Source organism: Simiduia aestuariiviva (assembly GCF_014192475.1).
Lineage (GTDB): Bacteria > Pseudomonadota > Gammaproteobacteria > Pseudomonadales > Cellvibrionaceae > Simiduia > Simiduia aestuariiviva.
Map to the genome: position 1 here is coordinate 1,127,996 of NZ_JACHXZ010000001.1, position 15,041 is coordinate 1,143,036.

Genomic DNA, 15,041 nt, shown 5'->3' on the forward strand with positions numbered 1-15,041 from the left:
TTGGCCCGGAGTTTAAAATGGCGCATGTAGAGACAATTGTTTGGTTTATCGTGGCCCTCGGCCTACTGGTGACCATCCACGAATATGGCCATTTTTGGGTGGCTAGGCGCTGTGGCATCAAGGTGCTGCGCTTCTCTGTGGGTTTTGGAAAGCCGCTCGTGAGTTGGTATGACAAGCAGGGTACCGAATTCTGTATTGCCGCTATCCCCTTGGGGGGGTATGTCAAAATGCTCGACGAGCGCGAAGGTGATGTGCCCGAGCACCTGCTGAAACAGGCCTTTACCCAAAAGTCCGTATTGGCGCGGATAGCGGTGGTTGTCGCGGGCCCAGTTGCCAACTTTCTGCTCGCCATCGTGTTGTTCTGGATTATGGTGATGCCCGGCGTCACGCAAGTTGCCCCGGTGATTGGTGCTGTGCAGTCGGATTCTATTGCCGCAAAAGCCGGCATTGAGGCTGGGCAAGAGATTATCGCCGTGGACGGCGAGGCCACAGATTCTTGGCAGGCGGTGCACCAGCAGTTGTTGGAGCGATTGGGCGAGACTGGTCGCATTACATTCACCGTCCGCTATCCAAATTCATCCTTGGAATACATTTCTGAAGCAGAGCTGGCTGATTGGCTGGTGGACGAGGATGAGCCCGATGTATTGGCAGGCATAGGGCTAACGCCCTTCCGACCGGTGTACCAGGCCAAGTTGGCGCAGGTGCTGCCCGAATCGCCGGCTGCAATCGCCGGGCTTCAGGCGGGCGATTGGATAGTTGCCGTGGATGGCGAGCCGGTGGCGGATTGGAGTGCGTTTGCGAACTATGTGCGGGCCAGACCGGCGCAATCAATTGAACTTACCTTGGAGCGAGGTGTCGAACGCCTGAGTTTGCCTGTGACCCCCGAGCGCGTAGAGCGCGATGGCCAGTGGGTTGGACAGGTTGGAGTAGCGCCGGAGACCCCAACATGGCCGGAAGGTTATTTGCGTCACAAGCAGTATAACTTGGCGCAGGGATTGTGGCGGGGCGTGGAAAAAACTTGGGAAACCTCGGGTTTTGTCTTGCTTTCCGTCAAGAAATTGTTAGTTGGTGAAATATCCACTAAAAACTTGAGTGGCCCCATAACCATTGCTAAAGTGGCGGGCGCTTCGGCAAAGGCCGGTTGGGAGTACTATGTCGGCTTTTTGGCCCTGCTCAGCGTCAGTCTGGGCGTGTTTAATCTCTTGCCCATTCCGGTATTGGATGGCGGTCATTTGATGTATTACCTGATAGAGCTGGTGAAAGGCAGCCCTGTCCCAGAAAAGGTCCAAATGTTCGGCTATCAACTGGGTCTATTGATGGTTTTAGGTGTCATGATGTTAGCGGTCTACAACGACATCATGCGGCTTTGAATCATTCGATCCGTCATATTTGCAGCACTGAATTAATAAATTAGAACAGAAATTATGCAGCGTCTTGTCTTACTTATTGCCTCCCTGATTCTCTCATCAGTGGTTTTAGCCGAAAGTTTCCGTGTCACCGATATTCGTGTCGAAGGATTACAGCGGGTTTCCGCCGGCTCTGTTTTTGCCGCGCTGCCTGTGCGTATCGGCGACTTTATGGATACCGTTGAAATTCAAGAGGCGACCCGCTCTCTATTTGCGACGGGCTATTTTGCCGATATTCAAATAGGTCGTGATGAGGGGGTACTGGTTATCACCGTGAAGGAGCGGCCAGCCATTAGCGAAATCGTGCTTGAAGGCAATAAAGCCATCAAAACCGAAGATCTCATGAAGGGCCTGCGTGATAACGGCTTATCGGAAGGACAAATCTTCAAGCGCGTGACACTTGAAGGACTTGGGCAGGAGCTTCAGCGCCAGTATGTCGCTCAAGGTCGCTACAGTGCCAGCGTTAAAACGGAAGTTATTGATCTACCGCGCAATCAGGTGAAGCTGCAAATTACCATCGATGAAGGCAAAGTCGCTTCGATCGAGCACATTAATCTCGTCGGCAATAACGCCTTCGATGACGATGAACTTCTGGACTTATTTGAACTTAAATCTACGGGTTGGCTAAGTTGGATTACCAGTGACAACAAATATGCGCGTGAAAAACTGACGGGCGATATAGAGCGCCTTGAATCACACTATATGGATCGCGGCTATTTGAAATTCAGAATGCCTTCGACCCAAGTCTCAGTAAGCCCTGACAAAGAATCGGTTTACATCACCGTTAATATTGAAGAAGGTGAAGTATTTAAAATTGGCAAGGTGGAGTTGGCTGGCGATCCAATTTTGCCTGAAGAATATATTCGCATGCTGGTGTTGGTGCGTGAAGGCGATACCTTTTCACAGGTGTTGATGACCACAACCTCGGATTACATCACTAAACGTTTAGGCAACGAAGGGTATACCTTTGCCGAGGTAAAAGGTATACCCGAATTAAATCAAGAAACAGGATTGGTGGATGTGACTTTCTTCATCGATCCAGGCAAGCGCGCCTATGTGCGCCGGGTTGAATTCCGTGGCAACACCAAGACTAAAGACGAAGTCTTACGCCGGGAAATGCGTCAGATGGAAGGCGCTTCAGCTAAAAATACGGACATCGAATATTCGAAGTTAAAGCTTGAGCGCTTGGGATTTTTTAAAGAAGTCCAAGTCGAAACTAACGAAGTGCCTGGCACAGCTGATTTGGTAGACGTAGAGTATACCGTTGAAGAGCAGCCTTCAGGATCCATTGGCGCGACTGTCGGCTATGCACAGGGCACAGGCTTGGTGCTTGGCGGTAATATTCAGCAAAACAATTGGCTTGGCACCGGTAAACGCGTGGGTATTTCGGTTAACACCAGCAAATATCAACAGGTATATAGCTTCAATTATATGGATCCCTATTTCACGGTTGATGGCGTCAGTCGTGGATTCAGTGTGTTCTACCGCGCCACCGATTTTAGTCAGATTAACGTTGCCAGCTATTCTACCAACACCTACGGCGCGAATTTGAATTTTGGCTACCCCATTTCAGAGGTTGAGCGTTTAGGTTTTGGTATTGGTTATACCAACATGTATATTAAGACTGGCAGTCGCGCAGTACAGGAGATTAGACGAAGTCCGAATCTCATTGAAGGTATTGATAGCAATTTCATCACCGAATCAGATCTGCAAACGCTCATTGATGAAGTGAATGCCGCTAATACAAACCCCATCTCGGGTGGCGCACCTGCTCTAGATTTCAGTAGCCCCATTGACGAAGTTGTCAACACACTGAACAACCCGGAAGGCTTTATTGATGCCAACGGCGACCGCTTCGACAGCTTCCCGTTTACGCTGTCTTGGGCGAAGTCCACATTAAACCGTGGTCAGCTGGCAACCCGTGGTTCGTCGCACAATCTGTCGTTGGAGTTTTCAGTACCCGGCAGCGACATGGAGTTTTATAAGCTCCGCTACTCGGGCCAATATTTCCAGCCAATTTATGGCGATTTTACCCTGCGTTTCAGGGGTGATCTTGGCTACGCAGATTCCTACGGCAAAACCAGCATTCTGCCGTTCTTTGAGCACTTCTATGCCGGTGGCTTCGGCTCGGTGCGGGGCTTTAAGCGCAACACTCTTGGCCCGCGCAGTACGCCGGCGGCTACTTACGATGTGGTTGGCCCCTATTTTGGTGCCCAGGGCCCGGGCGTAGGTGCAGAAGATACCGATGGCGATGGCAGCTACGATACTTTCCAGGGTGGCTACATTTTGTGTGACCAAACCCGGGACGTTATTTATAAACAGGGTGCTGATGTTTGTATTCAGGATAAATTGCGCGCCAGTGTAATTGGCCGCGATGATCTGCCCTTCGGTGGTAACGTGTTGATCGAAGGCAGTGTTGAATTGCTGTTCCCGCTGCCGTTTATTGAAGATCAGCGTATGCTGCAAACAGCGTTCTTTGTGGACACAGGTAACGTATTTAACACCAACTGCGGTTTTTATCAGCAAAACTGTTTTGACGTAGACCCAGGCAAGCTGTCGGCCTCTTACGGCATTGGTTTGACATGGATTAGTGGATTTGGACCTTTGACCTTTAGTTTGTCGCGGCCTTTCCAATATAATCCAGAAGATGAGCGCGAGACTTTCCAGTTTTCACTGGGTACCGCATTTTAAATTCAGGAAAACTCAGCGCTGCGCCTTGGTGTAGCACACATTAGTAGAACGGAGAATAAAAGTGTCTAAACTGAATTCAATTTTAATTTTGACTGTCGCATTATTAGCTGCACCTTTAGCCATGGCAGCAGACAAGGTGGTTGTGTTTGACTTGCAGTCGGCGATTTTGAATACCGATGTTGCAAAAAAGCGCATGCAAGATATGCAGGCTAACTCTGAGTTTGCCTCTATGCAGGCCAAGTTTGAGTCGTTGCGTGCCGAGCTGCAGAAGATGGCCAAGGAAGCTGAAAAAAATGGCGTAACTTGGAATCAAGAGCAAGCGGCTGAACATCGTAAGAAAATGGAATACGCTCGCGCCGATCTGGAGTTGGTTGTTAAGAAGTTGCAGGCCGAGCGCAATGCAACTGCCCAGCGCGTGATGGAAGAACTTAATCCAAAGGCCCAAGTAGCCCTCAAAGATGTGATCAGTGCTGAGGGTATTGGCCTCGTGTTGAGCACGCAAACTGCGTACTATGCTGAGCCCTCGCTTGATATTACCGCTAAGGTTACTGAGAAGCTGAACAAGGCCAAATAGTAAACGTGGCTCGGTCGTAAGGCCGCGGCATGCATTGAAAAGGCGATACCTTTCGGGGTTCGCCTTTTCCGGCTTTTGAGGTTGAGCAAATATGCTCAATGTGGGGTGTAATTCATTCGATCAATAAAGGGTGAAAATGGTGGCCAAATATACCTTGTCTGAATTGGCGCAACTTGTCGGAGCTGAATGGCGTGGCAACCCTGACCACCCGGTAGAGCGCCTTGCAACCTTGTCGCAGGCGAGGTCAACAGAATTAAGCTTTCTTGCGAATCCACGCTACGCTAAATTCCTAGAAAATACGGGCGCGGGTATTGTTGTATTGCATCCGAAGATGGCCGATCAGTTTGCTGGGAATGCATTGTTACACCGTGACCCCTACCAATGTTACGCCAAAATTACTGCGTTATTTGCGCCTGCCCCACACTCAGCGGGTGGCGTGCACCCCAGTGCCGAGGTGGCAGCTGACGCATTTGTGCACCCTCAGGCGACTATTGGGCCCCGTGCTGTTATAGCGTCAGGTGCCCGAATTGAGGCGCAAGCCATAATTGGTGCCGCCAGTGTGGTGGGGTCAAATTCAGTTGTTGGCACTAGGTCGCGTTTGGCGGCAAACGTCACCCTGTATGGCCAGGTTTCAATCGGTGAGGACTGTATCCTGCACAGTGGTGTTGTCATTGGCGCCGATGGTTTTGGTTTTGCACCAACCGGTGAGGATTGGCTTAAAGTCCATCAGCTAGGAGGTGTGCGCATCGGTAATCAGGTAGAAATTGGCGCAAATACCTGTATCGATTGTGGCGCATTGGACGATACCATTATTGGCAACGATGTGAAGCTCGATAATTTGATCCAAATAGGCCACAACGTGGTGATTGGCGATCATACCGCTATCGCGGCACATACCGCGGTGGCCGGCTCTACGCACATTGGCGCGCGCTGTACCATTGCGGGCTGTGTTGCGATCACCGGACACATCACTATTGCGGATGGCGTGCATGTGTCGGGCGGCACTGTGGTTACTAAATCAATTACTGAAGCCGGTAGTGCCTGGTCGTCGGGCACGCCGATGTTGGCAACGCCCGATTGGCGTCGTCAAGCAGCGCGCTTTGGACAGCTGGATAAATTGGCTAAGCGAGTGCGCGATTTAGAGAAGCACCGCTAGGGCTCTAATAATTTACTGTGTATTGCCTGTATTTTGCGGGGAGTACAAGAACACGCTAAGGTACCGATATGATGGACATCAAAGAAATTAAGGAATACCTGCCTCATCGCTACCCCTTCCTGTTGGTGGATCGGGTACTCGAATTGGTAGAGGGTGAGCACATTGTCGCCATAAAAAATGTATCCGCGAATGAGGATGTATTCAATGGGCATTTTCCACAGGCGCCAATCTTCCCGGGCGTCATGATTATCGAAGCATTAGCGCAGGCGTCTGGAATTCTAGGGTTTAAGACTTTGGATAAGCGTCCAGCAGATGGCTCAATCTATCTTTTTGCCGGCATCGACGATGTGCGCTTCAAGCGACAAGTAGTGCCCGGAGATCAGCTGCGGCTCGAGTCTAGGGTAGTGTCTGCAAAGCGCGGCATTTGGAAATTTGATTGCAAGGCCACCGTCGATGGTCAGTTAGTGGCTTCTGCTTTGATTTTGTGTGCAGACCGTCAGGTGTAATTATCTATAATCGAGAGTCTGTTTTAGTTGGCTATTTAAATTTTAGGGATTTCTACTGGGGGCGATATTGCCTATGAGATCCGAGCCAAGCGAAGCAGCGTTTGGGCATTTTATTAGAAGGATGTTGGCTTGATAGATCCGCGCGCTATTGTTGACCCCTCCGCTACACTTGCGCCCGATGTGCAGGTGGGCCCTTTTTCGGTAATTGGTCCTGGGGTGGAAATCGATAGCGGTTGTATCATCGAGTCCCATGTCGTGATCAAAGGCCCCACGCAAATCGGTAAGCACAATCACATTTTTCAGTTCGCCAGCGTGGGAGAAGCGACGCCCGATTTGAAGTACAACGGTGAGCCTACGCGACTGGTGATAGGTGATCACAATGTTATTCGTGAAGGCGTAACATTGCACCGGGGCACGGTACAAGATCGCAGCGAAACCACCATTGGCAACCATAATTTACTGATGGTCTATGCACATGTGGGGCACGACAGTGTGGTGGGTAATCATTGCGTCATAGTGAATAACGCCGCCCTTGCCGGGCATGTTCATGTTGGCGATTGGGCAATTTTAGGTGGTTTCACGCTTGTTCATCAATTTTGCAAAATTGGCGCGCACGCTTTTACGGCCATGGGGTCGGCCATAGGTAAAGATGTTCCTGCGTATGTAACTGTTTCAGGCAACCCCGCCGAAGCAAAGAGCATTAATACCGAGGGATTGCGGCGTCGCGGTTTTAGTAAAGAGCAACTCGCCACGTTAAACAAAGCATTTAAACTGATCTACCGGCGTGGATTGCGTCTGGAAGAAGCCCTGGCAAGCCTTGAAGAAATGGCCGTCAACGAAGCCGCGCTCACGGCACTGATAGATTCACTGCGCAGCTCTGAGCGGGGCATAGTGCGCTGAGTTAGTCTCCATGATTCACCCATCTGCAATTATTGATCCCTCAGCGCGCATCGCTGACGATGTTCGCATCGGTCCCTACACGGTTATAGGCGGCGACGTAACCATTGGCGGTGGCACCCGCATCGGCTCCCATGTGGTTATTCACGGTCCTGCGGCTATTGGTAAAGACAATCGGATATTTCAATTTGCGTCATTGGGTGAAGAGCCTCAGGACCTCAGTTACAAGGGTGAGGGCACACGCCTGGAAATCGGTGATCGCAACATCATTCGCGAATATGTTTCATTTAATCGCGGCACCACCAAGGGCGGGGGCTTGACGCAGATTGGTGATGATAATTTGTTTATGGCCTATTGCCATATTGGGCACGACAGCGCGGTGGGGAGCAAAAATGTATTTGCTAACTCTGCATCCTTGGCTGGCCATGTCACTGTGGGCGACCAGTGCACCTTGGGTGGATTTACGCTAGTCCACCAGTTTACAGCGCTGGGGTCCCATGCATTTACCAGTATGGGCGCAGCGATCAATCGCGATGTCCCGCCCTTTGTCATCGTGTCTGGAAATTACGCACGTTCCTATGGAATTAATAAAGTGGGTCTGAAGCGCAAAGGCTTTAGCGCCGACTGTATTGCTGCCATTTTAACGGCGTACAAGTTAATGGTGCGCAACCGTCACTCCCGCCAGCAAGCCTTTGAAAAGCTCGAACCGTTGATCGCACAGTATGATGCCGTGGCCGAGTTTGTAAGCTTTATCGAAAACAGTGCGCGCGGAATTGTGAAGTAATGGATTCGTCCCGCCCAGAGTTTTCATTTGCTATGTTGCATCCTCGCTATTGGTTTTTGTGGTGCGCCTTTGGTTTGTGTGCGCTCACTGCTTGTTTGCCGTACCGCGTTCAATTGGCGATGGGGCGAGGCATTGGCATATTGTTCCATCACTTCGCTCGTGATCGTCGAGCGGTGGCTGCGATCAATCTCGCATTGTGCTTTCCAGATTTAACCGAGGCAGAGCGAACCCGGTTGCTGCGCGCTAATATGGAGGCCATGGGTATCGGTCTGATCGAGCAAAACATGGGCTGGTTCATGCCGCGTAGCAGGTTGCGCAATTTGATTGCGGTGGAAGGGTTGGAGCATATTACTGCGCTGGGCGACCAAGGGGCCATAATCGTGACGCGCCATACGAGCAGTGTGCAGTTAGCCGTGGTCGCCGCGACGATTTTTCATCCTTTCGCGGGCATGTATCGCCGCCATAAGAACTTGGTGATGGATTTTGTTCAGCGCAAGTGCCGCGAGCGGATGAATGAGGCGTGTGAGGCCTTTGAGCGCAAAGAAGTGCGCACCATGCTCCGGTTCTTGCGTCAGGGCAGCCGAGTACTATACGCGCCCGATCAGGATTACGGGATTAAGCAGGGGGTATGGGCCAGTTTTTTTGGTGTCAAAGCCGCTACCGTAACCGCGACCTCTCGATTTGCAAAGCTGGGCAAGGCGCGCGTCATTATGATGGATTTTGTTCGATTGCCGGGGCTGCAGGGTTACAAATTGACCTTAGGTGCCCCCCTAGAGCAATTTCCTAGTGACGATGAGCAGGCCGATGTGCAGCGGGTAAATGACTTGCTGGAAGCGCAAATTCGCCGTGTGCCGGAGCAATATCTATGGGTTCATCGACGGTTTAAAACGCGCCCAGAAGGCGAGCCTAAATACTACCCACCTAAACGTAAAAGGTGAGTGAGCGCCGTAAAGGTGTATGCCTCAAATTAATGAGGCCGACCGACAAATGGCGATCTTAAAGTGGCAGAGCAGTGGTGTACTTCATGCTTTCCATGGCAAAACTTGAACTCACATCGGCAAGTTTCACTTGGCTGACAAGCCGCTTATAAAAGGCGTCATAAGCTTTGATGTCCGATACCACCACCCTCAATAAATAATCAACATCGCCACTCATGCGATAGGCCTCCATCACTTCGGGCATATTCTGCAATGCCCGAGAAAATTCATTCAGCCATTCGTCGTTGTGTTGATCGGTGCGAATGAATACAAAGACGTCTACTCCCAGATCGAGCTTTTCGCGTGAAAGCAGTGCCACCCGCTGTTGGATGAACCCCTGCGCCTCAAGCTGCTGAATGCGTCGCCAGCAAGGGCTGGTGGTCAGATTGATTCGTTCAGCAATGGCCTGCACCGACAAGGTCGCATCTCGTTGAAGCAGGGATAGGATTTGGCGGTCTACACTATCCAGCATAAAATTCCTAAATATCCTTACATTAGGGTAAATAATACCCTAGTTATAGGTGATTGAGGTATTTTTAGGCAAATATTTCGGGCTATCCAAGCATAAAATAGCTAGAAATTCACGGCGACCGGATGGGTTGCCCCAGCGAGAATCTGACAATGCTATCTAACGCCCCTGAGGTTGCGCACCAAACTGATGAGGATCTTTGGACCCGCGTGCGCGCCGGGATTGTCAATCCAGCGTCCGGTAGTTTTCTCTATGCGGATTGGACGGCCAGTGGCCGACTATACCGCCCCATTGAGATGCGTTTGTCGGAACACATTGGCGCTTTTATGGCCAATACCCACACCGAAGACAGTTTAAGCGGGCGCATGATGACCCATTGGCTGCAGCAGGCGGAGGCGCGAATAAAGGACCACGTCAATGCGGCCCCCACAGACGTTCTGCTATCCACCGGCAGTGGCATGACCGGCGCCTTGGGCAAATTGATCCGGATGATGGGTTGGTGGGCACATGAGCAACACAAGCCTTCAGTCTTGGCGGCCTTGGGCCGCAAGGGAGGGGCGCGCCCCTTGGTGTATATCACCCACCGTGAGCACCACAGCAACCACACCATGTGGTTGGAAAGCCTAGCGGAGGTGCGCATGATTCCCACGGTGGGGTTCGATGAAATCGATCTTGCATGGTTGGCTGCCGATCTCGCCGGTGAATCGTCGCAGCGGGTAAAAATGGCCTCTGTGACAGCGGCTAGTAATGTTACCGGCGTGCGCACGCCCTATCGAGAAATTGCCGGGCTGATGCATGATCACGGCGGGCTTTGCTTTGTGGATTTCGCTGCCTCAGCGCCCTATGATGCCATCGATATGCACCCGAATGAGCGTGAGTCACTGGACGCTATATTCTTTTCGCCCCATAAGTTTTTAGGCGGCCCAGGTAGTCAAGGCGTGCTGATATTTTCCAGTAAACTCTATCGCAATCAGGTGCCCGAACAGCCGGGTGGCGGTACGGTGGTGTGGACCAATCCGTGGGGAGAGCACCGCTTTATCAATGATATAGCGCAGCGCGAGAATGGGGGTACGCCAGGAATATTACAAACCTTGAAAACCGCGTTGGCCATCCAGCTCAAAGAATCCATGGGCGTCGAGCGGATTCATCGGAGTGAGGCTGCGCTGAACGCCCGATTTTTTGAGCGCTTGGATGCTATGTCTGACGTGCAAATCTTAGCGTCGCAACACCGTCAGCGGTTGAGTATTTTTTCCATTGTGTTTGATAAGGTGCACTATCAAACAGCGGTGCGACTTTTAAGTGATCGATTTGGTGTTCAGGCGCGCGGCGGCTGCGCTTGTGCGGGGACCTATGGCCACATTCTTCTGGGTATCGATCGCTGTGCCTCGCGGGCCATCACCAATCAGCTTGATGAAGATGCAGGTGCCGATAAGCCCGGTTGGGTTCGCATCAGTTTTCACCCCGCTATGACGCTACAGGACGTCGACACCATCGCCGATGCGGTGGCCGCCGTGGCGACAATGAGTGGGCAAGATTTGTCAACCGATCGGCCCGTTGGCCCGAATATTTGGGCGCCATTGGTATAGGTGTCAATGCAGGGGATTGTTGCGTGTATAAAGTATTGGGCGGGCGCTAGCTCCGCCCTTCAATCATCGACAGTGCCAGTTTCGCGACATTGACCGAGCCACCTTCTTTGCCGAGTTTGCCACGCACTTTGTTGAGCTCGCCAATCATCGTGTTGCGATAGGCAGTATCATCTAACAAGCGCAGTGTTTCGTCGGCAATGTGTTTGGGTATGGCATCACCTTGAATGAATTCTTTGACGATTTGTTTTTCCGCGACAATGTTCTCTAGCCCGATGTTGTCGATCTTAACCATTCGCTTCAGTATCCAGTAAGACAGAGGCGCGATTTTATAGACAATGGTGTTGGGCACACCCATAAGTGCAATTTCAAGGGTGGCGGTACCCGAGGCCGTCATTATGGCGTCGCACACCTGCATGACATTGTAGGAGCGATCGCGAATTGCCCGCACCTGGAGCTCGGGGAATTGTGCGAGTAGCGGTTGAATATCGGTGAGTTGGATGGTGCTGGCCAAGGGTAAAATGAACTGCGCATCGTTTTTAGTCTTACGCAGCTCGCTGGCTGACGCAAGCAAAATGGGCAGCACTCGCGCCACTTCACTTTTTCTGGAGCCGGGAAACAGTCCGACTGTCGGCAGCCCCTTTTCTAGTTGATAGCGCTCATAGCATTCAGCGGCACTGCGATTGGGGTGTACTTCATCCACTAAGGGGTGGCCCACAAAGGTGCACGGCACGCCTGCATTCTCGTAAAACTTTTCTTCGAAAGGGAATAGCACGGCCATGTGATCAATTTTTTTAGCCATAGTGTGTACGCGGTGAGAGCGCCATGCCCAAACCTGCGGGCTGATGTAAAACAGCACCTTGATTCCCATGGCCTTGGCTTTTTCAGCTAGGCGAAAATTGAACTCTTGGTAGTCCACTAAAATCAATAGATCCGGAGGCGATTGCTTTAGCTCATCGACCAAAAGATTGAGTGCCTTTTTAATTTTTCCGTAGTGCCTCACCACTTCCCACAAGCCCACCACGGCAATGTCGGCGCAATCTACTAACAGGTCACAGCCGGCTTCGCGCAACAGGTCTGAGCCCATGCCTTTTACGCGCGTGTTGGGCGCCAATTGGTGCAATGCTTTGACCAAATTGGCTGCATGCAGATCACCTGATGCCTCTCCGGCACTGATCATTACAGAATATGTTTGGCTCATAGGGCTGATTTAATCACGCTGGCAATTAATTCGATTTTGTCTTCCGTGAGTTCTGGATAAACCGGTAGTGCGAAACAATGTTGCATAACAGATTCGGTCACCGGCAGCGAAACGTTTTTGCAGTCATCGGCAAACACTTCCTGTTTGTGCAGGGGCACAGGATAGTAAATGGCGCAGGCAATGTCCTGTGCACGCAGGGCTTCCAAAATTTTGTCGCGCTCGGGATGTAGGCAGCAGTATTGGTGAAATACGTGTTTGCCGGTGCCGTCTTGCGCCGGAGTTTGCACATTTGTGCCCGCAAGATGTTTCCGGTAGAGGCTGTCAACGCGGCGGCGGTTATCGTTAAATTCATCGATCAATGGCAGCTTCGCCCGCAATACTACGGCTTGTAGTTCATCTAAACGCGATGTGTAACCAACTAGGCTGTGGTGATACTGAATTTTGCTGCCATGATTGCGGTATTGCTTTACCAGCGCCGCAAGTTCGTCGGAGTTGGTGGAGACTAATCCGCCGTCGCCATAGCAGCCCAAATTTTTTGACGGAAAGAAGCTGAACGCGCCTAAGTCGCCAAAACTGCCGGTTTGACGACCGTTGATGTGCGCGCCGAAGGACTGGGCGCAGTCTTCCACAATGTGTAACTTGTGTGTATCACACAATGATTTCAGTGCAGGCATATCAACCGGTTGGCCAAACAAATGCACCGGTATGACCGCGCGGGTTTTATCGGTGATGGCTTTTTCAACTTCGGCGAGGTCAATGTTAAACGTAGCGGGGTTGATGTCCACAAATACTGGCGTTGCCCCTACGTATTTAATGGCTTCTGCGGTGGCGATAAAGGTAAACGGTGTGGTAATGACTTCGTCGCCGGGTTTGATGCCCAGAGACAGCAATGCCAAGTGCAGCGCATCCGTACCGGAGCCTACGCCGATGGCGTGTTTAACGCCAAGGTAATCGGCTGCCTCTTTTTCAAATGCCTGAACATTTGGGCCTAAAATAAACGCCGCGGTTTCCATGGCCTCACGCATACCTGCGTCTATCTGGTCTTTTAGGCGGTGGTACTGTTCGGTCAAATCAACCATTGGGATTTTCATGGGGCAATCTCAAATAAATAATTAATTATCTTTCATTAAACGTGAAATTTGTTGTGCTGTGGCCAGCGCGCGGCGGCCGTCTTCTCCGCTAACCTGCGTGGGCTTGCCCTGCTGAATGCTGTCCAAAAATGCAATGATTTCAACTTTAAGGGCGTCATTGTTGTCGAACAAGCTCTCTTCGCTTTCAATCTCAGGGATGCCGGGAAACATTTCCTTGTCACCCTTGCTGTAGAGCTTGAGTGCACGGTTTTGGAAGTCAATGGTGATGCAGGAGTCCTCCTGAAAAATACGCATTTTTCGTTCGGTTTTCAGGCTGACGCGGCTGGCGGTAACGTTGGCGACACAGCCGTTTTCGAATTCTATGCGGGCGTTGGCGATGTCGGTGGACTCGGTCAGCACTTTGGTGCCAGAGGCGGCAATCTGTTTCACTGGCACGCCCACGATATTTTGGATGATGTCGATGTCGTGAATCATCAAATCCAAGACCACGTTGACGTCATTGGCGCGCGGGTTGAACGGTGCCAACCGGTGCGACTCGATAAATTTGGGGTGTCCCAAGCGATCGCCCAAGGCCAGCAGTGCGGCGTTAAAGCGCTCAAGGTGACCCACTTGAATCAAGAGGCCACGGGCCTTGGCCAGCTCGATGAGTTCATCGGCCTCGGCCACGGTTACCGTAATGGGTTTTTCGATAAGCACATGAATGCCATGCTCTAGGCAATCTTTGGCGATTTGGTGGTGATATACCGTTGGCGCGGCAATGCTGACGGCGTCCACGCGCCCGAATAAATCGCGATAGTCGGTCAATGCTTCGCAGCCGTGTTGTGCGGCAATGTCGTTGCAATTGTCGGCGTTGGCGTCAACCACCGCCACGAGGTGACTGTTGGGCAAACTGGCGTATTTTTGAGCGTGGAATTTGCCGAGATAGCCAACGCCTATAACGGCGGTATTGAGCTTGTTCATGCGCGCGGGGGCCTCTGTGCGATGCTAGCGGAACAGGGGCGCTATTGTAGCCCAAGGTTTGGGCAAATGCTTGGCGCCGGTGGTATCATCGCGCTTCCAGTTGCGATATCCCTTGGTTAAATAATGAGCAAGTTCAAGCCAGAGCCCTTTATCAGTTGCTATGGAGGCGCCTTGGGTGCCGGTGTAGACGAAGTGGGCCGGGGCCCTTTGGCGGGTGATGTGGTAGCGGCGGCTGTCATTCTTGATCCAGCTGCGCCCATTGCAGGGTTGGCTGACTCCAAGAAGTTGACTGAGAGAAAGCGCGAGCTGCTATTTGTAGAGATTCAGGCCAAAGCACTCGCGTTTTGTATTGCGCGCGCTTCGGTGGCGGAGATAGACCGCATTAACATACTACAGGCCAGCCTATTGGCCATGACCCGGGCCGTCGAGGGCCTAGCGATCCAACCAGAGCACGTGTGGGTGGATGGCAATAAAATTCCTACCTGGCGCTATCCCGCTGAGGCAGTGGTCAAGGGCGACAGTCGCGTAGCTGCCATCAGTGCCGCGTCCATTTTGGCCAAGGTCACCCGCGACCGCGAGCTGGTCCTGCTGCACCAACAATTTCCAGATTATGGGTTTGCCGATCACAAGGGCTACCCCACAGCAGTTCATTTGGCTGCCATAGAAAAGCACGGCATTACGCCGCATCACCGTCAATCCTTTGGGCCGGTTAAAAAGCGGCTCGAACAATTGGATTTGTTTTAAGT

Annotated in this window: 14 protein-coding genes; 10 read left to right on the top strand and 4 right to left on the bottom strand. The window is 51.7% G+C overall.

From position 1 onward, the window contains the following. Positions 1 to 17: 17 nt before the first annotated feature. From rseP to lpxL, 8 genes are all read left to right on the top strand, one after another. Entirely contained in the window at positions 18 to 1,370 is a 1,353-nt protein-coding gene (gene rseP, locus FHS30_RS05040) for a sigma E protease regulator RseP (protein WP_183908913.1), read from the top strand. Positions 1,371 to 1,424: 54 nt separating this feature from the next. Then, positions 1,425 to 4,097, top strand: a complete 2,673-nt coding sequence (bamA, locus tag FHS30_RS05045) for an outer membrane protein assembly factor BamA (RefSeq protein WP_183908915.1) — start codon at positions 1,425 to 1,427, stop codon at positions 4,095 to 4,097. A gap of 61 nt (positions 4,098 to 4,158) precedes the next feature. Continuing rightward, positions 4,159 to 4,671, top strand: coding sequence for an OmpH family outer membrane protein (locus tag FHS30_RS05050; protein ID WP_183908917.1), 513 nt, complete (start codon positions 4,159 to 4,161; stop codon positions 4,669 to 4,671). A 136-nt stretch (positions 4,672 to 4,807) separates the two neighbouring features. Beyond that, positions 4,808 to 5,827 (top strand): UDP-3-O-(3-hydroxymyristoyl)glucosamine N-acyltransferase, encoded by a 1,020-nt coding sequence (gene lpxD, locus FHS30_RS05055; RefSeq protein ID WP_183908919.1) that lies wholly within the window; start codon positions 4,808 to 4,810, stop codon positions 5,825 to 5,827. A 68-nt stretch (positions 5,828 to 5,895) separates the two neighbouring features. After that, a complete protein-coding gene (gene fabZ / locus FHS30_RS05060; RefSeq protein WP_183908920.1) occupies positions 5,896 to 6,333 on the top strand; it encodes a 3-hydroxyacyl-ACP dehydratase FabZ in 438 nt (145 codons plus the stop codon). Between the two features lie 129 nt (positions 6,334 to 6,462). Beyond that, positions 6,463 to 7,233: an acyl-ACP--UDP-N-acetylglucosamine O-acyltransferase gene (gene lpxA, locus FHS30_RS05065; protein ID WP_183908922.1), complete on the top strand. Its 771-nt coding sequence runs from the start codon at positions 6,463 to 6,465 to the stop codon at positions 7,231 to 7,233. Positions 7,234 to 7,243: 10 nt separating this feature from the next. After that, positions 7,244 to 8,014, top strand: coding sequence for an acyl-ACP--UDP-N-acetylglucosamine O-acyltransferase (gene lpxA, locus FHS30_RS05070; RefSeq protein WP_183908924.1), 771 nt, complete (start codon positions 7,244 to 7,246; stop codon positions 8,012 to 8,014). Beyond that, a complete protein-coding gene (gene lpxL / locus FHS30_RS05075) occupies positions 8,014 to 8,952 on the top strand; it encodes an LpxL/LpxP family Kdo(2)-lipid IV(A) lauroyl/palmitoleoyl acyltransferase (RefSeq protein WP_183908926.1) in 939 nt (312 codons plus the stop codon). Before lpxA (FHS30_RS05070) ends, lpxL begins: the two co-directional genes overlap by 1 nt. A 58-nt stretch (positions 8,953 to 9,010) precedes the next feature. Here the strand turns inward: lpxL and FHS30_RS05080 are convergent, their stop codons facing one another. Then, positions 9,011 to 9,463 carry an Lrp/AsnC family transcriptional regulator gene (locus tag FHS30_RS05080; RefSeq protein ID WP_183908928.1) on the bottom strand — a complete coding sequence of 151 codons (453 nt, stop codon included), beginning with the start codon at positions 9,461 to 9,463 and terminating at the stop codon, positions 9,011 to 9,013. Between the two features lie 149 nt (positions 9,464 to 9,612). Between FHS30_RS05080 and FHS30_RS05085 the strand changes: the two genes are divergently transcribed. After that, positions 9,613 to 11,046 carry an aminotransferase class V-fold PLP-dependent enzyme gene (locus FHS30_RS05085; RefSeq protein ID WP_183908930.1) on the top strand — a complete coding sequence of 478 codons (1,434 nt, stop codon included), beginning with the start codon at positions 9,613 to 9,615 and terminating at the stop codon, positions 11,044 to 11,046. Positions 11,047 to 11,092: 46 nt separating this feature from the next. Here the strand turns inward: FHS30_RS05085 and lpxB are convergent, their stop codons facing one another. The 3 genes from lpxB to FHS30_RS05100 are packed head-to-tail and all read right to left on the bottom strand — an operon-like array spanning position 11,093 to position 14,295. Continuing rightward, complete coding sequence (lpxB, locus tag FHS30_RS05090) at positions 11,093 to 12,244, bottom strand: lipid-A-disaccharide synthase (RefSeq protein ID WP_183908932.1); 1,152 nt, start codon at positions 12,242 to 12,244, stop codon at positions 11,093 to 11,095. Next, positions 12,241 to 13,335, bottom strand: a complete 1,095-nt coding sequence (locus tag FHS30_RS05095) for a DegT/DnrJ/EryC1/StrS family aminotransferase (RefSeq protein WP_183908934.1) — start codon at positions 13,333 to 13,335, stop codon at positions 12,241 to 12,243. Before FHS30_RS05095 ends, lpxB begins: the two co-directional genes overlap by 4 nt. Before the next feature lie 21 nt (positions 13,336 to 13,356). Next, complete coding sequence (locus tag FHS30_RS05100; RefSeq protein WP_183908936.1) at positions 13,357 to 14,295, bottom strand: Gfo/Idh/MocA family protein; 939 nt, start codon at positions 14,293 to 14,295, stop codon at positions 13,357 to 13,359. 123 nt (positions 14,296 to 14,418) lie between these two features. Here FHS30_RS05100 and rnhB point away from each other — a divergent pair, with 123 nt between their 5' ends. Then, positions 14,419 to 15,039 (top strand): ribonuclease HII, encoded by a 621-nt coding sequence (rnhB, locus tag FHS30_RS05105; protein ID WP_183908938.1) that lies wholly within the window; start codon positions 14,419 to 14,421, stop codon positions 15,037 to 15,039. The last annotated feature ends 2 nt before the right edge of the window (positions 15,040 to 15,041 follow it).